Origin of the sequence: Mycobacterium timonense, from assembly GCF_025821985.1 — a bacterium.
Classification (GTDB): Bacteria; Actinomycetota; Actinomycetes; order Mycobacteriales; family Mycobacteriaceae; genus Mycobacterium; species Mycobacterium avium.
The window spans coordinates 119,014-144,621 of the sequence record NZ_JACKSY010000008.1; the positions used below are offsets into that span (position 1 = coordinate 119,014).

Here is a 25,608-nt window from a genome sequence, read left to right on the forward strand (position 1 = left end):
CAATGGTCACATCAGCCACCGCTTGGGTGCACGCTCGCCCTCCGAAACGCGCTGGTGCCGGCGCCAGCAGGGTTTCGAACTCGGCCGGGCGCGGAGCCTCAGCGCTCGACGAATCCCTCGAACCGCTCCTGCGGCGCCGACCAGTCGGCGACCACCTTGTCCACCCGCCCGGGCCGCGACGGCCACGTCGTGCCGCCCCGCAGCAGCTCCAGCAGCTTCTCGCCGGCCGGCCGCGGCCCCTGGGCGACCACCAGCACCCGCCCGTCGGGCTGGTTGGCCGCGTAGCCGGTCAGCCCCAATTCCAGCGCCCGGCACCGCGTCCACCAGCGAAAACCCACGCCCTGGACTTGCCCGTGCACCCAGGCGGTGAGCCGGGCGTCAGGCTCCGGCATGGCCGGCCCCGGCGGCAATCTCGAAGTTGACCGTGGTGCCCGAGGTGAGCGTGCGCCCGACCGTGCACACCTGGTCGACGGCCCGGTGGACCACCAGCAACAGGCGCTGCCTGTCCTCGTCGCTCAACCCCGACAGGTCCAGCTCCAGCGTCTCCTCGAGCAGCGGATAGCGCTCCTGCTCGCGGTCGGCGGCGCCGGAGACCCGGATGACCGCCCGGTAGTCGTCGCCCAACCGACGGGCCAGCGGGACATCGCTGGCCATCCCGCTGCAGGCCGCCAGCGCGATCTTGAGCAGCTCGCCGGGGGTGAACACGCCGTCGACGTCCTCGGAGCCGATCAGCACCCGGGCTCCGCGCGAGCTGTGTCCCGTGTAGCGGCGAGTTCCGGTGCGCTCCACCCAAAGTTCGGCCATGGCTCTTTTCTACCGGGCACCCGCCCGGCCACGCATGGGCATACTGCTGTGCATGGCCACCGTCGTCGCGTTCCACGCCCACCCGGACGACGAGGCCGTGCTCACCGGCGGCACCATCGCGCGGGCGGTGGCGGCCGGACACCGCGTCGTCGTGGTGACGGCCACCGACGGGCGGGTGCACAACGGGGACACCGACCACCGGATCGACGAATTACGTTCGAGCGCAAGGATTCTCGGTGCACAGCGGGTGGAATGCCTCGGCTACGCCGACAGCGGCTACGGCCCGCTGTTCTACCCGGACCCGCCGGGGCGCACCCGGTTCGGGCGGGCCGACCTCGACGAGGCGGCCGGAAAGCTGGCCGGCATCCTCCGCGACGAACATGCCGACCTGCTGCTCAGCTACCAGGCCAACGGCGGTTACGGCCACCGCGATCACGTCCGGGTGCATCACGTCGGCAAGCGGGCCGCCGAACTCGCCGCCGTCCCGCGGATGCTCGAGGTGACGATGCCGCGCGAAATGCTGTTGCGCATCAGCGATCTGGCGCACCTGCTGCGGCTTCCCGGGCCGTACGAAGCCGACATCGTCGGCAGCGCGTACGCCCCGCGGGCCACGATCACCCATCGCATCAACGTCTTTCGCTTCGCCCGCCAGAAGCGGGATGCCTTCGCCGCGCACCGATCCCAGATCGGCCGTTCCGGCCCGGCCGCCCGGCTGTTCGGGCTGCTGCTGCGACTGCCGCCGCAGGTGTTCGGCGCGCTGTTCAGCCACGAATGGTTCGTGGACCCGGCGTTGCCGACGGGCACCGTGCGCCGCGACATCTTCGACTGATCGTCCTCAAAGCCGCGGGCGCGGTTGGCATTTCGGGCAGTAGAACGACGAGCGGTTCATGAACTTCTCCCGGCGCATCACCGCGCCGCAGCGCCGGCAGCTTTCGCCCTCCCGGCCGTAGGCGTCCAGCGATCGGTCGAAGTACCCGGATTCGCCGTTGACGTTGACGTACAGCGAATCGAACGAGGTCCCGCCCTTGGCCAGCGCGTCACGCATCACGTCGGCGGCCGCGTCGAGCACGGCGGTCAACTGCTTGCGGGTCAGCGCGTCGGCGATCCGCGCCCCGTGCACCTTGGCCCGCCACAGCGCCTCGTCGGCATAGATGTTGCCGATGCCCGACACCACCTGCTGATCGAGCAGTTGGCGCTTGATTTCGGAGTGCTTGCGCCGCAAGACTTTTACGACGGCGTCGGCGTCGAAGCGGGGATCGAGCGGGTCGCGCGCCAGGTGCGCGACGGGTTCGGGCACCACGCTGCCGTCCACCTCGAGAAGGTCGGCGAGCATCCAGCCGCCGAAGGTGCGTTGGTCGGCGAAGCTGAGCACGGTGCCGTCGTCGAGCAGTGCCGAGATGCGGACGTGCTCGGCGCGCGGCACCGCGCCGAGCAGCATCTGCCCGCTCATGCCCAGGTGCACCACCAGCGCGGTATCGCGGCCGTCCAGCAGCAGCCACAGGTACTTGCCGCGCCGGTCGGTGCCGGTGATCCGCGCGCCCAGCAGCCGGGCGGTGAGGTCGGCGGGGCCGGCTTCGTGGCGGCGCACCGCGCGGGGGTGGTGCACCCGCACCGCGCCGATCGTCTTGCCCACCACGTGCGAGTGCAGGCCGCGGCGCACCACCTCGACTTCGGGCAGTTCGGGCATCGATCCGGGGCGGGCGCCGGCTAGGCGGACGTCTGCGCGGCGGGGTCGAGCACGTCGAGCGCCTTCCAGGTCGCCGCCGCGGCCTTCTGCTCGGCCTCCTTCTTGGAGCGGCCCACCCCGGTCCCGTATTCGGTGTCGGCGACGACGACGACCGCGGTGAACTCCTTGTCGTGATCGGGGCCGGTGGAGGTGACCAGGTAGGACGGGGCGCCCATGCCGCGCGCCGCGGTCAGCTCCTGCAGGCTGGTCTTCCAGTCCAGCCCGGCCCCCAGCGTGGGCGCGGCGTCGAGCAGCGCGCCGAACAACCGGAGGATCACCTCGCGCGCGGTGTCGATGCCGTGCTGCAGGTAGATCGCGCCCAGCAGCGACTCCATGCCGTCGGCCAGGATGCTCGACTTGTCCGCGCCGCCGGTGTTGGCCTCCCCGCGCCCCAGCAGCAGATGCGCCCCCAGGCCGCCGTCGCACAGCTTGCGGGCGACGTCGGCCAGCGCCTGGGTGTTGACCACGCTGGCCCGCAGCTTGGCCAGGTCTCCCTCGGTGCGGTCGGGGTGGCGGTGGTAGAGCGCGTCGGTGATGGTCAGGCCCAGCACGGCGTCGCCCAGGAATTCCAGCCGCTCGTTGGTGGGCAGCCCGCCGTGTTCGTAGGCGTAGCTGCGATGCGTCAGGGCCAACGACAGCAGCTCGTCGGGCAGCTCGACCCCGAGGGCGTCGAGCAGCGGCTGCCGTGAGCTCACCGCTCGTCCCGGGCTTCGTCGGAGGCGAACATGCCCGCCAGCTTCGCCCAGCGCGGGTCGATGCGGTCGTGCTGATGGCCGGGCTCGGCAGCCAGCGACACGCCGCATTCCGGGCACAGCCCCGGGCAGTCCGGCCGGCACACGGGCGAGAAGGGCAGCTCGAGGCCCACCGCGTCGATGATGGACTGCTCGAGGTCGACGGTGTCGTCGACGATGTGGCCGACCTCGTCCTCCTCGGTGGTCGCTTCGGTGGTGCTGTCCGGGTAGGCGAACAGTTCGGTCAGCCGCACCCGCACCTCGCCGTCCAGGGCGGTCAGGCAGCGCGCGCATTCGCCGACGGTGGGCCCGGTCACCGAGCCGGTCACCAGGACGCCCTCGGACACCGACTGGACCTGCAGGTCCAGATCCAGCGGGGCTCCCGCCTCGATCGCGATCATGTCCAGCCCGATGCGCGCCGGGCTGGGCACGGTCGTGCGCAGGGTGACCATCGCCCCGGGCCGCCGCCCCAGCCGGGTGATGTCGAACGTCATCGGGGAGGCTGGCCGGGGCGCTGCGCCGCGGACCGACGATGTGCTGTGCTGCCGCGTCATATCAGAAATCCTACGGCGCCGACCGCACAATTCCAGGGCGCGTCCGCCCCGCCAGGGTGGTGCTACCGCACCGCGTAGTCGTGCGTGCCGGCCGCCGTCCGCAGCTGGTGACGGCCGCGGCCCACCGAGCGCAGCGTGCCGTTGAGGAATTCCTCGAACTCGGCGAGCTTGTTGTCGACGTAGATATCGCATTCGCCGCGCAGCCGGTCGGCCTCGGCGTGCGCCGAGTCGATGAGCCGGGTGGCCTCGGCGTGGGCGGCCTCCACCACGCTGTTCTGCGACACCAGGCGTTGCTGTTCCTTGATGCCCTCCTGGACGGCCTTCTCGTAGGAGATGTTGCCGTTCTCCAGCAGCCGGTCGGCCTCGGCCTGGGCCCGGCTGACGCTGGCCTCGTACTCGCGCTTGGCGGCGGTGGCGATGCGGACCGCCTCCTCCCGGGCCTCGGCGACCATCCGCTCGCTGTGCTGACGCGCTTCGCTGACCATCCGGTCGGCCTGGGCCTTGGCGTCGGAGAGCACCCGGTCGGCCTCGGCGCGGGCGTGGTTGAGCATCGACTCGGACTCGGTGGTCGCCGAGGACACCATGGATTCGGCGTGCGTCTTGGCGTCGGACAGCATCGAGTCCCGCGCGTCCAGCACGTCCTGGGCGTCGTCCAGCTCGCCCGGGATGGCGTCCTTGATGTCGTCGATCAGCTCCAGCACGTCGCCGCGGGGCACCACGCAACCGGCCGTCATCGGGACGCCACGGGCTTCTTCGACGATCGCGCTCAATTCGTCCAGCGCTTCAAACACTCGATACACGGCCGTACCCTCCTGGCGTCTGCAAAGATCCTGTTGTTACCAGTGTGCCTGGTGTTGTCTCTGTGACAGCGGTGGCGACGCCGGTGTGTCGGGGATTTGCCCGTTCGGCACCCGTTAAACGCCGGAACGCACCCGCTTCTTTGCCGGCGATTCTATGTTCGGCGGGTCAGGAGTGAACTCCGCGGCGGGCAGTGGCTCTCGAGAGCCCTCACTTCGGTCACTAGCTGGCCGGCGATGGTGGCGTAGTCGTTTCGGCGCCGTTGCTGCCGCGGATCCTGCCAGTCGGCCGGATCGGCCCTTGCCTCCCGGACCACCGCTGTAGCCCGAGCCGACAGGGCGGCGGCGCTGCGGAGGCCCGGAGCGACGTCGCCGCCCGACAATGCCGCGTAACGGTCGAGTTGCTCGCTCCACAACTGGTAGTCGGCCAGGGTCGGTCCGCCGCTGTTCGCCGGAATGAACGCGGGGTCGAGCATATCGGGATGCGAGGCAACGAAGCGCGCCATGTCGTTGGCGGTGCGGCAGTCCGGCGACTGCCGGTGAGCCAGGTAGACCGCCGCCAGCGCCCCGGTCGTCACCAGCACCACGGCGGTCAATAACGCCACCGTCGGGCGCCAGCGCGGTGAGGCGGGTTCGGTGCGCGGCGCCGCGCGCAGGGCTGCCGCCGCGCCCGGCAAGCGCTGTGAGGCGTCCTGCAACAGGATGATTCGCCGTTCGACTCGCCGGGCAACGAGCCAGCCGCGAACCCCGGTAACCGCGAGGAACGCGGCGACCACGCCTTTCAGCGCCATGCGCCCGGGACCGTCGGCGTTGGTGGCTGTCAGCGCCAGCCAGCTGACCGTCAGCAGGCCGTAGCTGACGGCGATGCGGTTCGGAGTCGACCGGCCGAAGCCGAGCCGGAGGTGGGCGATGCGGATCGCCGCCACCAGAACGGCCGCCGACGCGGGGACGTCGCCGCGCACGCTCGCCGCGATCGCCTGCGCCCGCTCGGCGCGGTCGAGGCCGCGCGTCGCGGCCACGTACTCGTGTGACGCCCGCCGGCCGACGATTACCGCCTGCTGGGCGAACAGGGCGCTGACGCCCACCAGGAAGACCAGCCGCCACGGCCAGGCTATCCCGGCCATCAGGTCAGGCATGAGAAGAGGGGCCAACAGCCCGAACGTGACGGCGGCGACGCAGCAGTGCACCAGCCACCGCTGCCACCGCGGCGCCCCGAGAAGTCGGATCCACACGGGGTGGAGTCTGACAAACGCGTCGCCGATCCGCCCCTCACTTATACCCTCCCGGGGTATACTACGCCGGGAGGGTCAGCGCAGGAGGAATCGCCATGACGACGGTACTGTCGGCGGTCGGGCACGCCCTGGCCGTCGCCGGGTCGATGACCTGGGAAATCCTGTGGGCGCTGATTCTGGGGTTCGCCCTGTCGGCGGTGGTGCAGGCGGTGGTGCGCCGGACCACCATCGTGGCCCTGATGGGCGACGCGCGCCCGCGCACGCTTGCGGTGTCGGCGGGACTGGGCGCGGCCTCGTCGTCGTGCTCGTACGCCGCGGTGGCGTTGGCCCGTGCGCTGTTCCGCAAGGGCGCCGACTTCACCGCCGCGATGGCCTTCGAGATCGGTTCCACCAACCTGGTGGTGGAGTTGGGCATCATCCTGGCGCTGCTGATGGGATGGCAGTTCACCGCCGCCGAGTTCGTCGGCGGGCCGTTGATGATCGTAGTGCTGGCGCTGCTGTTCCGGCTGTTCGTGCGCCCGCGGCTGGTCGACGCCGCCCGCGCGCAGGCGCAGCGCGGCATCGCCGGGTCGATGGAAGGCCATGCCGCCATGGACATGTCGGTGGCCGGCGACGGCCCGTTCTGGCGACGGCTGCTCTCCCCCGCCGGCTTCACCGCGGTGTCGCACGTGTTCGTGATGGAGTGGCTGGCGATCCTGCGCGACCTGGTGCTGGGCTTGCTGATCGCCGGCGCGGTCGCGGCGTGGGTGCCCGAAAAGTTTTGGCAGAGCTTCTTTTTGGTGGACCACCCCGGCTGGTCGGTGCTGTGGGGACCGATCGTGGGCCCGCTGGTGGCGATCGTGTCGTTCGTGTGCTCGATCGGCAATGTGCCGCTGGCCGCGGTGTTGTGGAACGGCGGCATCAGCTTCGGCGGCGTGATCGCGTTCATCTACGCCGACCTGCTGATCCTGCCGATCCTGAACATCTACCGCAAGTACTACGGCACCCGGATGATGCTGACCCTGCTGGGCACGTTCTACGCCGCGATGGTCGCCGCCGGGTATCTCGTCGAATTGATCTTCGGCACAAGCGGTCTCATTCCGGCCCAGCGCGCCGCGACGGTGGCCGAGGCGTCCGTCTCGTGGAACTACACCACCTGGCTCAACGTGGCCTTCCTGGTGCTCGCGCTGGTCCTGATCGTTCGGTTCGTCCGCACGAACGGGCTGGCGATGGTGCGGATGATGGGCGGCTCCCCCGACCCCGCCGAGCATCGGCACTGAGTGCTTCAGCCGTGCCGGGCCGCGTCCCGGGCCGGGCGTCCCTAGGTTTGCGGCAGCCGCACGTCGAGCACCGCGCACCGGCCCTGGCCCGCCTCGTCCAGCGCCCACCCGATGGCCTCGCGCATCTGGGCCGGGGTGTGCACGTCGCGTCCGCTGCCCCCGCAGGCCCGGGCCAGCGCGGCGTAGTCGGTCTCCGGGGTCAGCCGAGTTTCGGGAAAGTCATTGTCGCGCACGGAGATTCCCTGCGGGTACAGCTCCGTCACCGGCGTCTTGGAGGCCAGGTAGGAGTGGTTGTTCAACACGACGGTCACGAACGGCGCGCCGTAGCGATGCGCGGACCACAGCGCGGCGGTGGGCACCCCGAAGTTGAACGACCCGTCGCCGCAGATCGCGACGACAGGTGCGTGCGGCCGGGCCAGTTTGATCCCGAAGGCGCCGCCCAGCGCCCAGCCCAAAGCCGGTGCGCCGGTGTCGAAGAGCTGCCCGGGCGGCCGCCGCACCTGGCGGGCCACCGCGGGCCGGTTGGTCACGGCCTCCTGGACGACGACGGCGTCGTCGGGCAGCGCGCCGCCGAGCGCGGCCAGCATCGCGTCGGGGGCATCGGCGTCGCTGTCGGACTCGGCCCGGCGCGCCGCTTCCCGGCGGCGTTGCGCCACTTGGGATTCCACCGCGCCGCGGCGGGTGCTCCACTTTTCGCGCAGCTCGTCGTTGGCCAGCCGCAGCAGGGTCTGCTCGAGCAGCAGCAGCGCGACCCGGGTGTCGGCGGTCAACGCGATTTCGACCGGGTAGGACCACAGCGGCATGCTCGGCTTGACCGGGTCGGCGTCGATCTGCACCACCCGGGCCGTCGCGGGCGGGGCCAACTGTGCGGGCACCCACGGCACTTCGCTGTCCAGCAGCAGCACCGTGTCGGCATCCTGCAGCGGGGCCGCGTCGCCGGTGACGTGCAGCGGATGCCCGGGCGGCAGGTTGGCGCGGTCGCCCTGGTCGATCACCGGCGCTCCGAGGATCTCGGCGATGCGGGCCAGCACGGTCGCGGCGGCGGGGTCGGCGGCGGTGCGGGCGGTGACGATGACCACCCGCTGCCCGGCGACCAGGATCCCGGCCAGCCGGCCCAGCGCGGCGGGGTCGGGGCCGGGCGGAACGGCCGGCGGCAGCCGTCGCTGCAACGCCCGGCCGCCGGGCTCCATCAGGGCTTCGCGCGGCAGCATGACGTAGGCCGGTCCGGGCGGGCTGGACTGGGCGACCTGGAATGCCCGGCGGACGATGGGGGCCAGCTCACGCCCGCGCGGAACCTCCATGTGCCACTTGGCGTAATTGCGCATCACGGCGGGCTGGTCGAGTTGTTCCTGCTGCCAATGGATGTGGGTGTCGCGGTGGCCGCGGACGTCGGGCGCCGAGCTGTAGGGGGTGCGCCCGGCGAATACCACCACCGGGGTTCCGTTGCGCTGCGCGTTGTGCAGCTGGCAGCCCAGGTTCAGCGTCCCGGCGTCGACGTGCACCATGACCGCCTGCGGCCGGGCGCTGGCCATGTGGTGGCCGATGGCCGCCGCCAGGGCGACACTTTCGTGCACGCACAGCACCGCCCGCGGGCTGGGCGTACCGGCGGCGCGCGCCGCCGCGAGCGCTTCCTGGATGGGCGCCGAGTCGGTTCCGGGGTTGATGAAGAAGTCCGCGACTCCCTCGTCGGCCAGGAGCGCGATCAGGTCCGCCGCCGCCTCGGGTCCGTCGAGTGGATTGTCTAGCGTCATGGCTGCCGTTCTCCTATCGACGTCGCCGACCTCGCAAATCCCCCTCGTGTCTCGGATGAGATCTTCAAGATACGTTCCGCGTCGGCGTTGTTGATCCTTTTTCGACGGGGCTCGGCGGTGCGGGGTCGAAGCCAACGGGTACCCCGGCAGCGGCCGGCTACTCCATACGGTGGTTGCCGTGTCAAAGAGCTTGCCGCTTAACGGTTTCGATGTTGGATGGCGGGCTTTCGCGGGGCGGTCGGGCACCGCCGCGGTTTGACGGCCGAAACTTGTCGGACCCCGTTGTCATGATGTCGTCATGTCCTCGAGCGTGCTGGCAGCTGAGGTGGAGGTGCGTCCTTACGATCGGTTGGCGGTGCTGTTTGACGAGTTGGCGGAGTTGACCGGGCAGCGTAATGCGATTGATGGGCGCATCGTGGTGGGGAGCCACCGGGGCGCGGTCTCTTGGCGCGCTGGTGGCCTGGAAGACGGGCTGCTCACCGGGCAATGCCGAGACGATCGCGACCGTGGCCCGCCGGCTGGACTCGTTTCCCCGCTGCGCGGCCGGTCTGCGGGAGGGCCGGTTCTCGCTGGACCAGCTCGGAGTCATCGCGCAGCGTGCCGGGGAGGGATCCGATGAGCATTACGCGCAGCTGGCCGCGGTGGCCACGGTCAACCAGCTGCGCACCGCGGTCAAGCTGGAACCGCGGCCCCAACCCGAGGCCAAGCCGGCACCGCAGCCCGGCCTCACCAAGACCTCCGACGAGGAGCTCAGCTGCTGGCGGATCACGCTCGACCGCCTCGATGCCGCCACATTCGACGCCGCCCTGGCCGCGCACCGCGAAGCGCTGAGCTGCTGGCGGATCACGCTCGACCGCCTCGATGCCGCCACATTCGACGCCGCCCTGGCCGCGCACCGCGAAGCGCTGATCGCCGAATGGAAACGCGACCACAACCACCGGGCCGGCGAGTCGGTGCCGCCGTTGCCGGGCACGCTCGAGGCGTTTATCCGCCTGATCGAAACCGGCTGGGACGCCGAGGCGCACCGCCGCCCCCACGGCCACCACACCACCGTGGTGGTACACCTCGACGCCGCCCAACGCGTCGCCGGCCTGCATTTGGGCCCGCTGCTGTCCGACGCCGAGCGCCGCTATCTGACCTGTGATGCCACCTGCGAGGTGTGGGTCGAACGCGACGGCCAACCCATCGGTGCGGGCCGCTCGACCCGGGTGATCAACCGGCGGCTACGCCGCGCCCTCGAACACCGCCACCGCGGCTGCGCGATCCCCGGCTGTGGCGCCACCCGCGGACTGCACGCCCACCACCTGCGGCACTGGGAAGACGGCGGCCCCACCGAACTGTCCAACCTGGTCCTGGTCAGGGTGTCGCACGAATCCATGGTGTTGCGGTGGTGATGGTTGGCGTTGACGGGCGGGTCCGGGCGCCTTCGGTCAGGCGGGTATTGCGTGCTGGAGTTTGAGCAGGTTGTGCACTGTGCAGATCAGGCGCCACTCGCTGCGCACTCCGGCATGGCCGCGGAGGGTGAATTTGCGGAATCCGAGGTTGGCTTTGATGTTGCCGAAGACAGGTTCGATGCTGACGGCGCGTTTGCGGTAGAGCATGGCGTTATCCGGTTGGGCGAGCTTGTGGTCCATGGCTTTTCGGGTGACCGTGGGGTCGGTGATGTCGCCCTGGACATGGGCGAGCATCGTTTTGACGCGCGTCACTGAGACGCTCAGGTGATCGCTGGCGGCGCGCAGGGAGATCTCGCCGGCGGCGACGCGTTCAACGACCGGGATCCACTCTTCGGGTTCGGGTTCGGCGCTGCGGGTGATGCGTTGTCCCTCGCGTCCGAAGTACCGCTTGGTCATGTCCCGCACCCAGGTGTAGGAGACGCCGAGAATCGCACCCGCTTGGCGTTGGGACAGCTCACCGCGGTTCACCCTCGCCAGGACTGCCAACTTGTCGTCGTCGGGCTTATCAGCCTTGCGCCACCCGGACTTTCGTGTCGCGATCAATACTTCGGCACCGACGTCGGCGGTGCCGTTCGCGCTGGTCCAGTAGCCCGCGTCGGCCACGAACGTGCCCGGACCCCCGCGGTGGCCGGCCTCGGCGAGATTCTCGGTCACCGCGGTGGCCATCGGCACGAAGTGGGGTTGGTCGTTGGTGGTGGCGGCGACCTCGGCGGCGAGCACGATGTGCCCGGTGGTCGCGGCCGCTTGCGCGTTGTAGCCCTGCAGCGCGCCTTTGGAAGACTGCGGGATGATCCGCGAATGCGGATCGGTCGTGTTGGCCCGCCGCGGCCGCGCTCGCCGCGCCGTGTCCGCACTCGGTTTCGGTCCGGTCAGTTTGCGACCCAGCTCCATCTCCTTGCGGGCACGCTCGGCCATCCGGGTCTGAAAGTCCTGCGCCTTTTGCGAGTCGAGCTCCTCGAGAGCAGCCCTGATCCGGGACCGCCGATCCCGGCCACCGGCCCACGCGGCCGGCAACCGGCCCTGGTCGTGCTCGCATTGAGCGTCCTCGGCCGCATCGACCTGCTCGGCTTCGGCCAGGACTTGTTCGGCGACTCGACGAGCCGCACCAGCGCAGTCCTGCGCCGGGGATTCGCTCAGCTCGGCGCTAAGTGCTGCACGGTCGCGATTGGCGAAAAATGAGGCGTTCGCGGCGATCTTCGTGCCGTCGATCGCCACTATCCCCGCATCGACCAGACCGGCCTTCACGCACAGCCCCAGAACCTGGCCGAACAATTCTGCGATCGCGTCCTGATGGCGGCGGCGGAACCGGGCCAGCGTGGCGTGATCAGGCTGCTGATTGGCCGCCACCACCCGCACCGCCACATCCTCGACCAGCCGTCGCTCGATCCGGCGCGAGGACCGCTCCCCGGTGCAGTACGCATACAGCAATACCGACAGCATCATCGCCGGGTCATAGACCGACCCGCCCTTGCCATCGACCCGATACGCCGCATAGAACGCGCTCAAATCCAGCTCGGCGACAACATCAACCACGAAGAACGCCAAATGATCGTCGGGCAACCACTCCCGCACCGACGGCGGCATCATCATCAACTGATCGACATCACCCGCGCGCACATTGACAGACACCCCCAATTATCGCATCTAGCAGCACTTTTCACGTGACGCAACACGCAGACCGACCAATTCGGACCATGGATTCGTGCGACAGCCTGTGGTCTGCCCCTATCACCACCGCGCCCACCACCGCGGCGAGATCACCATCACCGGCCCCGCCGACACCCTCCTCGTCACCGACAGCTCCGGGCGCCACCTGAAACCAGGATCACTGGCCCGCAACACCCTGTCCCGGACCCCTCGGCCAACGCGCCGACTGGTGGTGGTACGACCCCTTCCAACCCCAACCACCACCGGCGACGAATTAGGCGCGTAGCGTCTAACCGAAACCCTTGCGGGCCAATGCTTTACGTGTCGACCGAGCCGATTCAGGAACGCCCGGAAAGCTTTTCGCGCAAGCGGCGGTTGACCGGTTCGGGCAGCAGCTCCGACACGTCACCGCCGAGCATGGCGACCTCCTTGGCCAGCGACGACGACACGAACGAATAGCGCGGCGCGGTCGCGACGAAAAACGTGTCCACACCGGCGATGTGCTTGTTCATCTGCGCCATCTGCAGCTCGTATTCGAAGTCGGTGCCGGTGCGCAGGCCCTTGACGATGGCGGTCATGCCGCGCGACCTGACGAAGTCGACCACCAGCCCCTGTCCGGCCTCTACCCGCAGGTTGCTCAGATGCGTGGTCGATTCCTCGATCATCGCGATCCGCTCGTCGAGGTCGAACATGCCCTTCTTGGCGGGGTTGGTCAGGATCGCGACCACCACCTCGTCGAATTGGGCCGACGCGCGCTCGAAGACGTCGACGTGGCCCAGCGTCACCGGGTCGAACGACCCGGGGCACACGGCGCCGGTCATGCGGGCCGTCCCGGCCTGGCGGGAGAGTTCGCAGCGGCGCCCATGACGCGCGCCGACGACGAGGCAGAGCGAAAGCGATGCTGAGGAGCGGCGCCCATGACGAACGACGGTACACGCCCGCTCACAGCCGCTCGGCCAGCTCCAAACGAGTGTCGCCGTATACCCGATGCGGCCAACCGGACCAGCCGGCGGGCCAGCTCAGCGGGGCGCTGCCGGCGGGGCGCTCCATTACCGCGACGCTGCCCGCGCGCACCCAGCCGTGCGCGGCCAGCGCCGCCAGCACGGCGTCGATCTCGGCGGCGCCGACGTCGTAGGGCGGGTCGGCGAGCACCAGATCGACCGCGGTCGCGGTGCCGCCGGCCAGCACGGCCGCGACCGCGCCGCGGCGCAGCGTCGCACCGGGCAGCCCCAGGGTGTCGATGTTGCGGGCGATCACCGCCGCGGCGCGCGGGTCGGACTCGACGAACAGCGCGGTCGCGGCGCCGCGGGAGAGCGCCTCCAGACCCAGGGCGCCCGAACCGGCATAGAGGTCCAGCACCGCCAGGCCGGTCAGCTCGCGGCGCGCGGCCAGGATGTTGAACAGCGATTCGCGGACCCGGTCGGTGGTGGGCCGGGTGCCCCGGGGCGGCACGGCGAGGCGGCGCCCCCCGGCCACGCCGCCGATGATCCGGGTCATCCGCGCGCCCCTACAGCAGCGTCGACCAATAGTCCCAGAACCGGACCATGATCAGCAGAAACACCGCGGTGAACCACAGCGCGACGATCGACCACCGCCACTGGAACAGCAGCCAGCCCGGGCCGGACCGGCTGTCCCCCAGCGCAGGGCGGTAGGCGATCGAGGCGACCACCACCAGCAGCGCGATGGTCACCACCCACACCACCATGCAGTACGGGCACAGCGCGCCGATGCGATACAGGCTCTGGAAGATCAGCCAGTGCACGAACACCGCGCCGACCACCAGACCCGCCGTCAGTCCGATCCAATACCATTGCGGCAGAACCACTTTCGTCACCGCCAGCAGGCCGGTGACCACCACCACGGTGAACGCCACCAGGCCGAGCAGCGGGTTGGGGAAGCCCAGCAGCGACGCCTGCGGGGTGATCATCACCGACCCGCAGGACAGGATCGGGTTGATGTTGCAGGACGGCACATACGCCGGGTCGAGCAGGATGTCGATCTTCTCCAGCGTCAGCGTCACCGACGCGACCAGGCCGATCACCCCGGCGACCAGCACCGACCAGGCGCTCAGCGCCGGCACTGCCGGCCCGGCCGGCGAATCCGGGGTCAGGCCGGTCGCTTCCGTCGCCACCGCACCGGTCACATGGCGGCCGGCGCGACCGCGCCGTCCAGCCCCGGGATGTCGCCCACGATCTCCTTGATCTTGCCGACCAGGGCATCGGGCGTGGACGGGTCGTAGTCCTCGCCGTTGATCTTGATCGTCGGCGTGGCGCGGATCTTGGCGGCCGCCGCCTCGCCGGTGACCTTGGCGATGTACTTGCCGCTGTTGATGCAGTCCGGAACCTTGCCCACCACGCCGGATTCGCGGGCGAGCTCGATCAGCCGCGCGTTGTCCGGGAACGTCTTGCCGGTCTCGCTGGGCTGGATGGCGGTGCTGAACAAAGCGGTGTGGAACCGGCGGAACGCGTCCAGGGACTCGTCGGCGACGCACAGCGCCGCGGCGCCGGCCCGCGACGAATAGTTCTGGTTTCGCGGGCTGTCGAGGATCGACACCATGGAGTAGTCGGCCGCGATGGCGCCGAGGTCGATCAGCTTGGACACCGTGGGGCCGAAGGTGCGCTCGAAGTTGCCGCAGGCCGGGCACAGGAAGTCCTCGTAGAGGGTCACGACGGCCTTGGGGTTGCTGCTGCCGGGCTGGGTGATCAGCTTGCTCGACGTCACCCGCACGGTGTCGCCGGCGCCGGTGGGCCCGGCCTTCTTGTGGTGCGAGGTCACGATGTAGAAGACCAGGGCGACGGCGAAGATGACGACGAACGCGGTGCCGCCGATCTGGACGAGTCGCCCGGACTTACCGCCGGAGGCCGACTTCATGTCGAATCGCGGGGGACGTTTGGGGTTGTCGGCCACGGGTTCCCTGATCTTTCGTCACTCGAGTTGTCGGTCTGCCGACAAAGCGATCGGACAAGGCGCCTCTAGATTACCGGCGCCGCCCGTCGCACGGATCAGACCCGGCTCAGGTGCGCGCGCAGCGCCGAGATCAACTCGCTGGTGGCCACCATGCTGTCGCCGCCGAGCTGGAACAGGTTGGCGAAGCCGTGCGTCAGCGAACCCAGGTACCGCAGGTCCACCGGGGTGCCGGCGGCGCGCAGCGCCTCGGCGTAGCTCTGGCCCTCGTCGCGCAGCGGGTCGAAGCCGGCCACCGCGATCAGCGCCGGGGCCAGGCCGGCGAGCGATTCGGCCAGCGCCGGCGATACCCGCGGGTCCGTCCGGTCCAGCCCCGAGTTCCGCAGGTACTGCGATTCGAACCAGTCGATGTCGCGCTTGGTCAGCAGGAAGCCGCGGGAGAACAGGCTCAGCGACCGGGTCCGGGCGGTGAAGTCGGTGCGCGGGTAGATCAGCCACTGCAGCACCGGTGCCGGGCCGCCCGCGTCGCGGGCCAGCTGGCTGACGACGGCGGCCAGGTTGCCGCCGGCGCTGTCGCCGCCGACCGCCACCCGCCCGGGGATCGCGCCCAGCTCGCCGGCATGCTCATGCGCCCAGGTGAAGGCGGCGTACGCGTCGTCGATGGCGGCCGGCGCGGGATGCTCGGGCGCCAGCCGGTAGTCGATCGACAGCACGTGGATGCCGGCGTCGCGGCAGGTCAGCCGGCACAGCGAGTCGTGGGTGTCCAGGTCGCCGATCGACCAGCCGCCGCCGTGGTAGAAGACCAGCAGCGGGGCCTGGGTCTCGCCGCCGGCGGGCCGATAGTGCCGCGCCGGGATGTCGCCGGCCGGGCCGGGCAGCGCCAGTTCGGCGACGTCGACGTGGATCTGCGGGCCGGGGAACCCCACCGTGGACTCGTGCATCTGGGCGCGGGACAGCTCGGGGTCGTCGTCGACCACCAGGCCGTCGATGCCGACGGCGCGCAGACCGGACAGCATCAGCTGCAGGGTCGGGTCGAGCGTGTTGCCGTCGATGATGACCGAGCGGCCGCGCACCAGGCCGCGGCGCACGGCGGTCGGGATCCACGGGATGACCTTGACCCCGACGCTGGTGACTGCGCCCTGGATGCGGTTGGTCAGCGGCATCGACCCGCGCTGTACGCCGGGGTCGACGGGTGCGGTGTCGGTCAGCGGCTTGGTCATGGAGCTACTCCCCCTCGCACGAACGTGGTACCGCCCGACGGCGAACGGTTGTTCACTGCCGCGTCGTCGCCGTCGTCACGGAGGCTAACTGTACGTGGTGGCCCGCCCGGTGCTGAAGGGCGCGGATGGACACCTGCCCAGGTCGTGGTGAGGAGACATTTGCTCACTCGGTAAGATCGTGATCCCAAAGTCGGTGAAGCCTTCACGGATTGCGAGCAACTTCGACGTGTTCGATTTCGATTTCGGCGCCGAAACGGCGTTGACCTCCTCGCGCGATGACGGCCCCCGGCTCGATGCACACGAACGTTTGACTTCACAGGCAGGTGAATGAATTGACTGGCGAGTCGGGCTCCGCCGCACCCTCGATTGCTCTCAACGACGAAAACACGATGCCGGTGCTGGGCCTCGGTGTCGCGGAGTTGTCGGATGACGAGACCGAACGCGCGGTGTCGGCGGCGCTGGAGGTCGGCTGCCGGCTCATCGACACCGCCGCGGCCTACGGCAACGAGGCCGCCGTCGGGCGCGCCATCGCCGCCTCGGGGATCCCGCGCGCCGAGCTGTTCGTCACCACCAAGCTGGCCACCTCCGACCAGGGCTTCAAAGGGGCGATGGACGCCTGCGAGGCCAGCCTGGAGCGGCTCGGGCTGGACTACGTCGACCTGTACCTGATTCACTGGCCGGCCCCCGCGCTGGGCACCTACGTGAACTCCTTCGGCGGCATGATCCAGTCCCGCGGCAACGGCCACGCCCGCTCGATCGGCGTCTCCAACTTCACCGAGGAGTACCTGACGACGGTCATCGACCTCACGTTCGTCACCCCGGCGGTCAACCAGATCGAGCTGCACCCGCTGCTCAACCAGGAAGCGCTGCGCAAGACCAACGCCGAGCACAACGTGGTCACCCAGTCCTACACGCCGCTGGCGCTGGGCAAGCTGAACGACCACCCGACGGTGAACTCGGTGGCCGCCGAATACGGCAAGACCGCGTCGCAGGTGCTGCTGCGGTGGAACCTGCAGTTGGGCAACGCGGTGATCTTCCGGTCGGCCAACGCCGAGCACATCGCCAGCGACTTCGACGTGTTCGACTTCGAGCTGGCCGCCGAGCACATGGACGCCATCAACGCGCTCAACGACGGCACCCGGCTGCGCCCGGACCCCGACACCTACGAGGGCTCCTAACCGCTACCCCGCGGGGCAGGTGGCCGCGGCCTGACGCAGCACACCGGTGGACGCCTGGTCCACCGGCAGAGCATAGCCGCGCAGCACCGCGATGAACTGCATGGCGTACTGGCAGTGGAACGCCGCGTTCGGCGGCATCCACTGCGCGGGCGCCGCATCGCCCTTGTCCTGGTTGGCCTGCCCGTCGACGGCCAGCAGGTTGGCCGGATCGTTGGCGAACCGCAGCCGCTCGGGCCCCGGCCACGCGTAGGCGCCCATGTCCCAGGCGTAGGCGAGCGGGACGATGTGGTCGATCTGGACGGACTCGCCGACCTTGGGGCCGCGCTGGAAGGCGATGGTCTTGTTGGTGTACGGGTCGTGCAGCGTGCCGGTGGCCACCGCGTCCGGACACCGCTTGACCGACACATACGTCTTGTCGACGAGATCGCGGTTGAGGATGTCGTCGCGGGTGTCACATCCGTTGTGCCCCATGGGCGCATCGTTGTCGTCGTCCCAGGCGTCGCCGAACGCCGAGCGCAGGTAGTCGTAGCGATGCTGGCGCACCGGCAGCACCGCGATGCCGGCCAGCACGTCGGTGCCCGGCTGCACGGTCGGAACGTCCGCGCGCGCAGCGTATTCGGCGGCATGCCGGGTCGAGGAGCCGACGGCCTGGTAGGCGACCAGCACGGCCAGCGCGGCGGCCGCGGCCAGCCACAGCAGCACCTTGCGGTTGACGTTCATGACTTGTCCAGGTATTCGATGCGGTCGGTGTCGGTGAATCGTGCGGCCAGCACCGACAATCCGGGGTCGAAGCGGTTACCGGCGTAAGCCTGGACGCAGAAGTCGCGGGCGGCCTCGATGTACTCCTGGTGGTCGGCCAGACTCAGCAGCCGCAGCGTGACCGCCCTGCCGGACTGGTTGCGGCCCAACACATCTCCCTCCCGTCGCTCCTTGAGGTCGAGGTCGGCCAGCGCGAAGCCGTCCATCGTCTCGGCCACCGCGGTCAGCCGCCGGCCGGCCGGCGAGTCCGGCGCGGCCCAGCTGGCGAACAGGCACAGGCTGGGATGCTCGCCGCGCCCGATCCGCCCGCGCAGCTGGTGCAGCTGGCTGATGCCGAACCGGTCGGCGTCCATCACCAGCATGACGGTGGCGTTGGGGACGTCCACGCCCACCTCGATCACGGTGGTACACACCAGCACATCGATGTCGCCGGCGCGGAACGCGGCCATCACGGCGTCCTTCTCCTCGGCCGAGAGCCGGCCGTGCATCAGTCCGAGCCGCAGCTGCGCCAGCTCCTGGGAGCGCAGCCGGGCGTAGAGCCCCTCGGCGGTTTCGGGCGCCTTGGCGTTCTGGTCCGCCGCCCCGTCGTCGTCGCTCTCGTCGATGCGCGCCGCCACCACGTAGGCCTGACGCCCGGCGGCCACCTCTTCGCCGATGCGCCGCCACGCCCGACCCAACCAGGCGGGCTTGTCCTTGACGAAGATGACGTTGCTGGTGATGGGCTGGCGCCCGCGCGGAAGTTCGCGCAGCGTCGAGGTTTCCAGGTCTCCGTACACGGTGAGCGCCACGGTGCGCGGTATCGGCGTCGCCGTCATCACCAGCAGATGCGGCGTCACCCCGGGACGGGCCTTGGCGCGCAACCGATCTCGCTGCTCGACACCGAAGCGGTGCTGTTCGTCGACCACCACCATGCCCAGGTTGTGGAACTCCACCGCGTCCTGCAGCAACGCGTGGGTACCGACGACGATCCCCACCTGGCCGCCGGCCACCTCGTCGCGCACCTGTTTCTTCTGCGCCGCGGTCATCGACCCGCTGAGCAACGCCAACCTTGTGGCGTTGTCAGCCCCACCCAGCTGGCCGGCCATCGCCAACGGGCCGAGCACGTCGCGGATCGACCGAAGATGTTGCGCAGCAAGCACTTCCGTCGGCGCCAGCAGCGCGCACTGGTAGCCGGCGTCGACCATCTGCAGCATCGCCAGCACCGAGACGATGGTCTTGCCGGAGCCCACCTCGCCCTGCAGCAGCCGATTCAGCGGCCGGGTCGACGCGAGCCCGTCGGACAGCACGTCCAGCACCTCCCGCTGTCCGGCGGTCAACTCGAAGGGCAAGCGCCGCAACAGTTCCGCGGCCAGCCCGTCCGGGCGGGGCGGGGCCGGCGGCCCGGATTCGGAGAGCTCGCCGTGCCGGCGGGCCACCAGCGCCCACTGCAAACCCACGGCCTCGTCGAAGGTCAGGCGCTCGCGTGCCCGCTGCCGGCGGGCCTCGCTCTCGGCGAGATGGATGTCGCGCAGCGCCTGGTCCTCGCACACCAGGTCGAATTTCGCGCGCAGCGGCTCGGGCAGCGGGTCGGGCACCGGGTCGAGCACGTCGAGCACCAGGCGCACGCACGAAAAGATGTCCCAGCTCTGCATTTTCGTGCTGGCCGGATAGATCGGGAAGAAGTGGCGTTCGTAGGCGTCCAGCACCTCTTCGCCGCTGGCGCCGGAGGCGTTGGCGATGTTCATCAGGGATCGGGTGCCCTTGTTGCGGCCGTCCGGGGAGTCGAGGATGAGGAAGGCCGGGTGCGTGAGCTGCATGACGTTCTTGAAGAAGCCCACCTCGCCGGAGAGCATCACCTTGGTGCCCTCGGTGAGGCCCTTTTTCAGGTAGTTCGCGTTGAAGAAGGTGGCGGTCACCTTGTTGCGGCCCGCACCCAGCGTGATGCGGTGGCACACCTTCTTCGGGGTTTTCTTCATCGGCCACGTCTTGGTTTCGGTGATCGTGTCGATGATGGTGATGTGCTCGCCGGCCGGCGGCCGCTCGTCGTCGGCGCCCCAGCGGCTCGCCCCCTCGGTGTAGCTGCGCGGGTAGTGGCGCAGCAGGTCGTCGACGGTGCGGATGCCGAACAACTCCTCGAGCTGTTCGGCGGCCTTGGCTCCCACCACGAAGTCCAGCCGGTCGGTCAGCGAGGCCATCGCTATTCGACCCCGATCAGCAGCACGTCGCCGTGGTGGCCGGTGCGGTAGGTGACCAGCTCGGTGCCCGGGTGATGGTCGTGCATGTGTTCTTCCAGGATGTCGACGACCGCGCCGGCATGAGCATCCGAGCCGTCGGCGTCGAGGCCGGCGCCCAGCAACACCGTCACCAGGTCGCCGCCCGAGGCCAGCAGCAGATCGAGCAGGCCGATCGCCGCCCCGACCGCGTCGGCGGCCACGATCAGCACCTCACCGCCGGCGATGCCCAGGCCGTCGCCGGGCCGGCAGCTCCCCGCCCAGGTCAACGCGGTCTCGGTGGCGATGCGCACCGAGCCGTGCCGCGCCGCCCCGGCGGCGCGGGCCATGGTGTAGCCGTCGTCGACGGCCTGCCGGCCGGTGTCGTGCACGGCCAGCGCGGCCAGCCCCTGCACCATCGACTCGGTCGGGATGGGCACCACGTCGATGCCCCAGCCGATGGCCGCGGTGCAGCCGGCGACCAGCTCCTCGGCGGCCACATAACCGTTGGGCAGCACCATCACCTGCGCGGCGCCGGTGTCGACGACGGCCCGCATCAGCTGGTGCGCGCTGATCGTGGTCACCGGGTCGGCCGCGGCCGGGTCACGCTGCAGCACGCAGGCGCCCTCGCCGGAGAACAGGCCGGCCGCGCCGTCGCCGTCGACGACGGCCAGCACCGCGCGTTCCCGCGTCCAGCCGCCCGCGGGCAGCCCGGGGCCGCCGGAGCTCAACGCCGAGATCACGATGCGGCTGAGCCGTCCGGCCGCCAGCCCGGCTTCCACGGCGGCGCCGGCATCGTCGGTATGCACGTGCACCGAATAGGTGTGCTGGGCCGACGACGGCGCCGAGGCGATGCCGACCGAATCGCCCAGCTCGGTGAGCCGGTCGCGCAGCGCGTCGGCCGCCGCGGGCGCGCAGTCGTCCAGCCGGTACATCACCTCGAACTGCGGCGCCGGGCGGGGCGCGGCGGCCTCCGGTGCGGCCGTCCGCGGCGCGAGCCGGTAGACGGTGCGGGCCGGCGCCTGCCCGGTGATGGTGGTGCGCAGGGCGTCCAGCAGCACCAGCAGCCCCCGCCCGCCTGCGTCCACGGCGCCGGCGTCGGCCAGCACGTCGAGCTGCTCGGGCGTCTTCTCCAGGGCGATCACCGCCGCGTCGCCGGCGGCGATGACCGCCGCGGTGACTCCCTCGCCGGCCCGTGCGCACTGCGCCACGGCGGTGGCGGCCGCGCGCAGCACCGAGACGATGGTCCCCGGGATCTCCTCACCACCCATCGAGGCGATGACCAGCTCCACGCCGCGCTGCAGCGCCGCACCCAGCACGGCCGCCTCGATGTGCGCCAGCTGACCGCCGGCCCGGGCGGCGGCCGTCGCGGTGACGTCGGCGACGCCGCGCAGGATCTGCGACAGGATCACCCCGGAGTTGCCGCGGGCGCCGTTCAGCGCGCCGGTGGACAGCGCCGCGGCGGCCCGGGCGACGCAGCCGGGGCCGCCGGCCGCCTGCAGCTCGGCCAGCGCCGAGCGCATGGTGAACAGCATGTTGGCGCCGGTGTCGGAGTCGGCGACGGGGAAGACGTTGAGCCGGTTGATCTCGTCGATGTGGGTGATCAGGTCACTGACGGCGGTGTGCGCCCAGTCCCGCAGGGCCGCCGCGTCCAGCGGACGATCGTGCGAGGTCCACGAACTGCCCAGGGTTACCCACCTCCTCTGCGCCGCCACCCGGTGGGCGCCAGCGTAGCCCGGCGACGCGGGCGCTGCGCCCGGTTACTCCCCGCCGGTGAGGAAGATCGGGTACCGCGGGCGCGGCTAATAACCCTGCCGGATACCGGGATTGGCCTGCCCCACCAGCAGCCGCTGATTGCTGCCGTCGGGGCTGACGCCGTAGCGGCTCATCTGATAGTTCATCGACGCGCACGCGGCGGCCACCGGATCCCACGCCGAATTCGACGTCCCCGGCTGGTGGAAGGCCGCGAACGTGTCCGGCATCAGCTGCCACGGGCCCCGCGTGGCGTGCAGCGGGCCGCCGTCGAGCTGGGCCGGCCCATACGCGTTGCTGTCGGCCAGGTTGATCGCCGCCGAGTGAAACTGGGATTCGTGGTCGGCGATCGTCATCATGCCGTCGATCCAGCGGCCACGGGCCGACGCGTCGGTGACCCCGATCCGCGTCAGCGCCTCCTCGAGGTAGCCGCGGATCGCCTCGGGGCCGTCCGCCCACGCTCCGCGACCGTCGAACGCGACCTGGCGCAGCTGGATACCGCCACGCACGGCGGCCACCTCGTGCACCGCGGGACGGGGCTCCGCGGGCGGCCACCACCACGTCGGCGCGGCCCGAGGGGCTCGCGATGCTCTCGGGCCGGGGCCGCCCTGGCCGATGTCGGACTGCCCGCCCACCGCCGTCGGGCAATTGACCGACTCGCTACCGATGGCGAGACTGCCCAGGGCCGCCACCACCGCGTAGGCCGTCGCCATTCGGCGCAGCCTCAAAACCCACCGTCGTACGTCCACCGGAGAGCCACGCCGGGTTTCGGCGCGGGCTGGACCGGCGGTGTTTTCGGCGCGCGCAACCACCCCGCGCACTCCCCTCGAACTGCCGATATTTGCTTCCCAGCCTCATCCGCAGCTCCGCGCGGGCCGGCACCGCCGGGAAGAAGACTTCAGCCCAACCGGCGCGCCTTCCGCGCCTGGTACAGGCAGCGACCGCGCCGACCATCGGCGGCGCCGCCATCCTAACGACCGCGCGCGCCGGCAACCTCGCTGCGAGCCGGTATTGTGATCGACTCCATGTCGGCGGCGGGCATGGCTCCAGCGCACAGTGACCGCACGTCAGCGTTTTGGTGGTTGCCCCGACAGTCGGTATCCTCGGTTGGGCCCGGGCGAACCCGGGCCGTCCCGGCCGCGGAGGCAGACCGCCGAGCCGGACCCCGAGATTTGAGGAGCTTGAACCATGGCCGCTGTGTGCGACATCTGCGGGAAAGGCCCCGGCTTCGGCAAGTCGGTGTCGCACTCCCACCGCCGCACCAGCCGCCGGTGGAACCCGAACGTCCAGACGGTGCACGCGGTCGCCCGTCCGGGCGGCAACAAGCAGCGCCTCAACGTGTGCACCTCGTGCATCAAGGCCGGCAAGGTCGTCCGGGGCTGACCAGTCCCGTCGCTCACATGGCGACGTGGCCGGCGTCCACCGGGATGGCCACCCCCGTCACGTAGCGTGACCGCGGCCCGGCCAGCCACAGCACCGCCTCGGTGACGTCGCGCGACTCGACCAGCGGCACCTCGGGCAGCAGGGTCTGCGACAGCGCCGGGTTCGGATTCTCCAGCATCCGGTTCACCACGAAATCGTTGAGGATCATCGGCGTCGCGACCCCGCTCGGGTGTACCGAGTTCACCCGAATCTTCTGCGGCGCATAGGCATTCGCCGCCGAGCGCATCAGGCCGACCACACCGTGTTTGGACGCGGCGTAGGCGAACATCGCCGCGCTGCCGTCGCCGCCGCGCCCGGTCAGACCCTGCGACGAACTGACCAGCACCACCGAGCCGCCGCGGCCCTTGCGCACGATCGAGGGCACCGTCGCCAGCATGGTGTGCCACACGCCCTTGAGGTTGGTGTCGACGATCGTGTTGAACACCGGTTCGGACTCGGCCTCGGTGACGCCGATGGCCACCACCCCGGCGTTGGCGACGACGACGTCGATGTCGCCGAGCCGGTCGATGCCCGCCTGCACCCCGACCCGCAACGCCTGCAGGTCGCGGACGTCGGCGATCACCGGAACCGCTGCGCGGCCTGCGGATTCGACCAGCCGCACGGTTTCGGCGAGCTCGGCGTCGGTGCCCAGGGCGTAGGGAATGGCCGGCAGGTCGGCGCAGATGTCGACGACGATGACGTCGGCGCCCTGCTGCGCCAGCGCGACGGCGTGGCTGCGGCCCTGCCCGCGCGCGGCGCCGGTGACGACGGCGACCGTGTTGTCGAATTCGCCCATGGCCGACCTCCCTAGACCCTCAGTTCCGTGCCGGTCTCGCGCTCGGCGAAGGCCACCAGTCGCGCGGCCGTGTCGTAATCGCAGGCCAGCGGGGTGCGCCCGATCAGCACCGGGCCGCCGCGCAGCCCGAACCTGCCGCTGACCCCGACGTAGCTGCCGGGCGGGATCGGCTCGCTGATGCAGTACAGGGTGGGCGCCGCGCCCTCGTCGATGTCGTTGGCCAGCCGGTCGGCCACCATTTTGACCGCCTTGTGCGCCGCCGCCTTCAGCGGCGCGTCGCCCAGGTTGGACAGGTTCGACGCCACCCAACCCGGGTGGGTCAGCTGGGTGACGATCGGCGACCCCGCCGCGCGCAGCCGGCGGTCCAGCTCGAGCCCCCACAGCATGACCGCGAGCTTGGACTGCGCGTAGGCGCCCAGCCGGGTCCACTTGTGCCGGCGCAGATGCAGGTCGTCGAGGTGCAGCGTCGCCGAGCGGTGCGCGTCGGAGCCGACGTTGATGATCTGGCTGCGCACCTTGGGCAGCAGCAGGTTGGTCAGCGCGAACGGCCCGAGCAGGTTGGTGCCCAGCGTCATCTCGAAGCCGTCGACCGTCTCGGTGCGCCGGTCGGTCAGGGCGCCGGCGTTGTTGATCAGGATGTCCACCGGCGCCTCGATCCGGTCGGCGAAGGCGCGCACCGACGACAGGTCGGCCAGGTCGAGTTTTTCCACGGCGGTCGACCCGCCCATCTGGGCCGCGCGTTGCTTCCCGAGTTCGGTGTTGCGCACGGCCAGGATCACCTCGGCGCCGGCCTTGGCCAGGGCACGGGCGGTGCCCAGCCCGACGCCGTTGGTGGCTCCTGTCACGATCACGCGTTTGCCGGTGAGGTCGCCCAGCCGGTCCGGGGTCCACGGTATGGTCACGGCGAACCAGAGTAATGGTCGGTTCTATGTAAGTTGGACCGGTTCTGCCAACATAAGAGCCGACGACTCCCGAGGCGGTTCGACATGACTGACAGCGCCACCGAGATCACCAACCTCATCTACACCTACGCGCAGCTGCTCGACGGCGGCGACCTGGACGGGGTGGCCCGGCTCTTCGAACACGGCCGCATCTGCGGCGTGCAGGACGGCCCGCCGGAAACGGTGTTCGCCGGTTCGGCCCGGGTGCGCCAGATGTACGAGGTGGCCACCCGCATCTACGAGGACGGCACCCCGAAGACCAAACACAACACCACCAACGTGCAGCTCGACATCGACGAGGAGCGGGGCACCGCGCGCAGCACCTCCTACTACTGCGTCACCCAGGCCACGCCCGAGCTGCCGCTGCAGGTCATCGTCACCGGGCATTACCAGGACACGTTCCACCGGGTGGACGGCGCCTGGTGCTTCGAGAGCCGGACCATGTTCGTCGACCAGGTCGGCGACGTCAGCCACCATCTGAAGTTCTGACCA

Annotated in this window: 26 protein-coding genes and 3 pseudogenes; 8 read left to right on the forward strand and 21 right to left on the reverse strand. The window is 70.4% G+C overall.

The window, feature by feature from the left end; all coding sequences use genetic code 11:
* Window positions 1-98: 98 nt before the first annotated feature.
* On the reverse strand, window positions 99-392 hold the full coding sequence (locus tag H7I87_RS01715; protein ID WP_033727183.1) for an acylphosphatase: 294 nt from the start codon (window positions 390-392) through the stop codon (window positions 99-101).
* Entirely contained in the window at window positions 379-804 is a 426-nt protein-coding gene (locus H7I87_RS01720) for an OsmC family protein (protein WP_003878726.1), read from the reverse strand. Before H7I87_RS01720 ends, H7I87_RS01715 begins: the two co-directional genes overlap by 14 nt.
* A gap of 52 nt (window positions 805-856) precedes the next feature.
* Here H7I87_RS01720 and H7I87_RS01725 point away from each other — a divergent pair, with 52 nt between their 5' ends.
* On the forward strand, window positions 857-1,633 hold the full coding sequence (locus H7I87_RS01725; RefSeq protein WP_033718285.1) for a PIG-L deacetylase family protein: 777 nt from the start codon (window positions 857-859) through the stop codon (window positions 1,631-1,633).
* Window positions 1,634-1,639: 6 nt separating this feature from the next.
* On the opposite strand, the gene mutM is transcribed toward H7I87_RS01725, so the two are convergent.
* From mutM to H7I87_RS29110, 6 genes are all read right to left on the reverse strand, one after another.
* Complete coding sequence (gene mutM, locus H7I87_RS01730) at window positions 1,640-2,491, reverse strand: DNA-formamidopyrimidine glycosylase (protein WP_009978189.1); 852 nt, start codon at window positions 2,489-2,491, stop codon at window positions 1,640-1,642.
* Between the two features lie 20 nt (window positions 2,492-2,511).
* A complete protein-coding gene (gene rnc, locus H7I87_RS01735; RefSeq protein WP_009978190.1) occupies window positions 2,512-3,225 on the reverse strand; it encodes a ribonuclease III in 714 nt (237 codons plus the stop codon).
* Window positions 3,222-3,815 carry a YceD family protein gene (locus H7I87_RS01740; RefSeq protein ID WP_179143985.1) on the reverse strand — a complete coding sequence of 198 codons (594 nt, stop codon included), beginning with the start codon at window positions 3,813-3,815 and terminating at the stop codon, window positions 3,222-3,224. The genes rnc and H7I87_RS01740 overlap by 4 nt, the downstream gene beginning before the upstream one ends.
* Window positions 3,816-3,877: 62 nt before the next feature.
* Window positions 3,878-4,615: a cell division protein SepIVA gene (gene sepIVA, locus H7I87_RS01745; RefSeq protein ID WP_009978193.1), complete on the reverse strand. Its 738-nt coding sequence runs from the start codon at window positions 4,613-4,615 to the stop codon at window positions 3,878-3,880.
* Between the two features lie 152 nt (window positions 4,616-4,767).
* Window positions 4,768-5,748: a hypothetical protein gene (locus H7I87_RS01750; RefSeq protein WP_230587359.1), complete on the reverse strand. Its 981-nt coding sequence runs from the start codon at window positions 5,746-5,748 to the stop codon at window positions 4,768-4,770.
* Entirely contained in the window at window positions 5,741-5,842 is a 102-nt protein-coding gene (locus tag H7I87_RS29110) for a hypothetical protein (RefSeq protein WP_367281618.1), read from the reverse strand. Before H7I87_RS29110 ends, H7I87_RS01750 begins: the two co-directional genes overlap by 8 nt.
* 97 nt (window positions 5,843-5,939) lie before the next feature.
* Here H7I87_RS29110 and H7I87_RS01755 point away from each other — a divergent pair, with 97 nt between their 5' ends.
* Window positions 5,940-7,103 carry a permease gene (locus tag H7I87_RS01755; RefSeq protein ID WP_023863363.1) on the forward strand — a complete coding sequence of 388 codons (1,164 nt, stop codon included), beginning with the start codon at window positions 5,940-5,942 and terminating at the stop codon, window positions 7,101-7,103.
* Window positions 7,104-7,144: 41 nt separating this feature from the next.
* Here the strand turns inward: H7I87_RS01755 and H7I87_RS01760 are convergent, their stop codons facing one another.
* A complete protein-coding gene (locus tag H7I87_RS01760) occupies window positions 7,145-8,854 on the reverse strand; it encodes a thiamine pyrophosphate-requiring protein (protein ID WP_003875044.1) in 1,710 nt (569 codons plus the stop codon).
* A 298-nt stretch (window positions 8,855-9,152) separates the two neighbouring features.
* On the opposite strand from H7I87_RS01760, the pseudogene H7I87_RS01765 reads away from it, so the two are divergent.
* Window positions 9,153-10,224: pseudogene (locus tag H7I87_RS01765) on the forward strand (HNH endonuclease signature motif containing protein); the annotation flags it as partial.
* A gap of 60 nt (window positions 10,225-10,284) precedes the next feature.
* Here the strand turns inward: H7I87_RS01765 and H7I87_RS01770 are convergent.
* Window positions 10,285-11,937: a transposase gene (locus tag H7I87_RS01770; RefSeq protein WP_023863179.1), complete on the reverse strand. Its 1,653-nt coding sequence runs from the start codon at window positions 11,935-11,937 to the stop codon at window positions 10,285-10,287.
* Window positions 11,938-12,022: 85 nt separating this feature from the next.
* On the opposite strand from H7I87_RS01770, the pseudogene H7I87_RS01775 reads away from it, so the two are divergent.
* Window positions 12,023-12,233 (forward strand): annotated as a pseudogene (locus tag H7I87_RS01775) (hypothetical protein); the annotation flags it as partial.
* A gap of 60 nt (window positions 12,234-12,293) precedes the next feature.
* On the opposite strand, the gene coaD reads toward H7I87_RS01775, so the two are convergent.
* The 5 genes from coaD to H7I87_RS01800 form a co-directional block, all read right to left on the reverse strand.
* Entirely contained in the window at window positions 12,294-12,776 is a 483-nt protein-coding gene (coaD, locus tag H7I87_RS01780) for a pantetheine-phosphate adenylyltransferase (protein WP_003875043.1), read from the reverse strand.
* A 121-nt stretch (window positions 12,777-12,897) separates the two neighbouring features.
* The gene (gene rsmD / locus H7I87_RS01785) at window positions 12,898-13,452 is read right to left on the reverse strand and encodes a 16S rRNA (guanine(966)-N(2))-methyltransferase RsmD (protein ID WP_011725690.1); all 555 of its coding nucleotides are present in this window, start codon (window positions 13,450-13,452) and stop codon (window positions 12,898-12,900) included.
* 10 nt (window positions 13,453-13,462) lie between these two features.
* Window positions 13,463-14,098, reverse strand: coding sequence for a vitamin K epoxide reductase family protein (locus tag H7I87_RS01790; protein ID WP_011725691.1), 636 nt, complete (start codon window positions 14,096-14,098; stop codon window positions 13,463-13,465).
* A complete protein-coding gene (locus tag H7I87_RS01795) occupies window positions 14,095-14,862 on the reverse strand; it encodes a DsbA family protein (RefSeq protein ID WP_003875040.1) in 768 nt (255 codons plus the stop codon). The genes H7I87_RS01790 and H7I87_RS01795 overlap by 4 nt, the downstream gene beginning before the upstream one ends.
* Window positions 14,863-14,957: 95 nt before the next feature.
* Entirely contained in the window at window positions 14,958-16,079 is a 1,122-nt protein-coding gene (locus H7I87_RS01800; protein ID WP_011725692.1) for an alpha/beta hydrolase, read from the reverse strand.
* A 111-nt stretch (window positions 16,080-16,190) separates the two neighbouring features.
* On the opposite strand from H7I87_RS01800, the pseudogene H7I87_RS28915 reads away from it, so the two are divergent.
* Together H7I87_RS28915 and H7I87_RS01810 are read left to right on the forward strand one after the other, a co-directional pair.
* Window positions 16,191-16,406: pseudogene (locus H7I87_RS28915) on the forward strand (aldo/keto reductase); the annotation flags it as partial.
* Window positions 16,407-16,411: 5 nt separating this feature from the next.
* Complete coding sequence (locus H7I87_RS01810) at window positions 16,412-17,257, forward strand: aldo/keto reductase (RefSeq protein ID WP_162096997.1); 846 nt, start codon at window positions 16,412-16,414, stop codon at window positions 17,255-17,257.
* A gap of 3 nt (window positions 17,258-17,260) precedes the next feature.
* On the opposite strand, the gene H7I87_RS01815 is transcribed toward H7I87_RS01810, so the two are convergent.
* The 4 genes from H7I87_RS01815 to H7I87_RS01830 form a co-directional block, all read right to left on the reverse strand.
* Window positions 17,261-17,977, reverse strand: a complete 717-nt coding sequence (locus H7I87_RS01815) for an HNH endonuclease family protein (RefSeq protein WP_011725693.1) — start codon at window positions 17,975-17,977, stop codon at window positions 17,261-17,263.
* Window positions 17,974-20,190: an ATP-dependent DNA helicase RecG gene (gene recG, locus H7I87_RS01820; protein WP_011725694.1), complete on the reverse strand. Its 2,217-nt coding sequence runs from the start codon at window positions 20,188-20,190 to the stop codon at window positions 17,974-17,976. Before recG ends, H7I87_RS01815 begins: the two co-directional genes overlap by 4 nt.
* A gap of 2 nt (window positions 20,191-20,192) precedes the next feature.
* Window positions 20,193-21,920: a DAK2 domain-containing protein gene (locus tag H7I87_RS01825; RefSeq protein ID WP_011725695.1), complete on the reverse strand. Its 1,728-nt coding sequence runs from the start codon at window positions 21,918-21,920 to the stop codon at window positions 20,193-20,195.
* Window positions 21,921-22,007: 87 nt separating this feature from the next.
* A complete protein-coding gene (locus tag H7I87_RS01830) occupies window positions 22,008-22,670 on the reverse strand; it encodes a lysozyme family protein (RefSeq protein ID WP_003875034.1) in 663 nt (220 codons plus the stop codon).
* Window positions 22,671-23,145: 475 nt separating this feature from the next.
* Between H7I87_RS01830 and rpmB the strand changes: the two genes are divergently transcribed.
* The gene (rpmB, locus tag H7I87_RS01835; RefSeq protein ID WP_003875033.1) at window positions 23,146-23,340 is read left to right on the forward strand and encodes a 50S ribosomal protein L28; all 195 of its coding nucleotides are present in this window, start codon (window positions 23,146-23,148) and stop codon (window positions 23,338-23,340) included.
* Window positions 23,341-23,353: 13 nt separating this feature from the next.
* Here the strand turns inward: rpmB and H7I87_RS01840 are convergent, their stop codons facing one another.
* Window positions 23,354-24,175, reverse strand: coding sequence for a mycofactocin-coupled SDR family oxidoreductase (locus tag H7I87_RS01840; RefSeq protein ID WP_011725697.1), 822 nt, complete (start codon window positions 24,173-24,175; stop codon window positions 23,354-23,356).
* 11 nt (window positions 24,176-24,186) lie between these two features.
* The gene (locus tag H7I87_RS01845) at window positions 24,187-25,077 is read right to left on the reverse strand and encodes an SDR family NAD(P)-dependent oxidoreductase (RefSeq protein ID WP_011725698.1); all 891 of its coding nucleotides are present in this window, start codon (window positions 25,075-25,077) and stop codon (window positions 24,187-24,189) included.
* Window positions 25,078-25,161: 84 nt separating this feature from the next.
* On the opposite strand from H7I87_RS01845, the gene H7I87_RS01850 reads away from it, so the two are divergent.
* Window positions 25,162-25,605 (forward strand): nuclear transport factor 2 family protein, encoded by a 444-nt coding sequence (locus H7I87_RS01850; protein ID WP_011725699.1) that lies wholly within the window; start codon window positions 25,162-25,164, stop codon window positions 25,603-25,605.
* The last annotated feature ends 3 nt before the right edge of the window (window positions 25,606-25,608 follow it).

Coding starts and splice junctions, on each gene's coding strand:
- H7I87_RS01720 (WP_003878726.1), bottom strand. CDS start 804: ATGGCCGAACTTTGGGTGGAGCGCACCGGAACTCGCCGCTACACGGGA.
- H7I87_RS01725 (WP_033718285.1), top strand. CDS start 857: ATGGCCACCGTCGTCGCGTTCCACGCCCACCCGGACGACGAGGCCGTG.
- H7I87_RS01800 (WP_011725692.1), bottom strand. CDS start 16,079: ATGACCAAGCCGCTGACCGACACCGCACCCGTCGACCCCGGCGTACAG.
- H7I87_RS01850 (WP_011725699.1), top strand. CDS start 25,162: ATGACTGACAGCGCCACCGAGATCACCAACCTCATCTACACCTACGCG.
- coaD (WP_003875043.1), bottom strand. CDS start 12,776: ATGACCGGCGCCGTGTGCCCCGGGTCGTTCGACCCGGTGACGCTGGGC.
- H7I87_RS01840 (WP_011725697.1), bottom strand. CDS start 24,175: ATGGGCGAATTCGACAACACGGTCGCCGTCGTCACCGGCGCCGCGCGC.
- H7I87_RS01755 (WP_023863363.1), top strand. CDS start 5,940: ATGACGACGGTACTGTCGGCGGTCGGGCACGCCCTGGCCGTCGCCGGG.
- H7I87_RS01760 (WP_003875044.1), bottom strand. CDS start 8,854: ATGACGCTAGACAATCCACTCGACGGACCCGAGGCGGCGGCGGACCTG.
- H7I87_RS01740 (WP_179143985.1), bottom strand. CDS start 3,815: ATGACGCGGCAGCACAGCACATCGTCGGTCCGCGGCGCAGCGCCCCGG.
- recG (WP_011725694.1), bottom strand. CDS start 20,190: ATGGCCTCGCTGACCGACCGGCTGGACTTCGTGGTGGGAGCCAAGGCC.
- H7I87_RS01715 (WP_033727183.1), bottom strand. CDS start 392: ATGCCGGAGCCTGACGCCCGGCTCACCGCCTGGGTGCACGGGCAAGTC.
- rpmB (WP_003875033.1), top strand. CDS start 23,146: ATGGCCGCTGTGTGCGACATCTGCGGGAAAGGCCCCGGCTTCGGCAAG.
- mutM (WP_009978189.1), bottom strand. CDS start 2,491: ATGCCCGAACTGCCCGAAGTCGAGGTGGTGCGCCGCGGCCTGCACTCG.
- H7I87_RS01750 (WP_230587359.1), bottom strand. CDS start 5,748: ATGCCTGACCTGATGGCCGGGATAGCCTGGCCGTGGCGGCTGGTCTTC.
- rsmD (WP_011725690.1), bottom strand. CDS start 13,452: ATGACCCGGATCATCGGCGGCGTGGCCGGGGGGCGCCGCCTCGCCGTG.
- H7I87_RS01830 (WP_003875034.1), bottom strand. CDS start 22,670: ATGGCGACGGCCTACGCGGTGGTGGCGGCCCTGGGCAGTCTCGCCATC.
- H7I87_RS01815 (WP_011725693.1), bottom strand. CDS start 17,977: ATGAACGTCAACCGCAAGGTGCTGCTGTGGCTGGCCGCGGCCGCCGCG.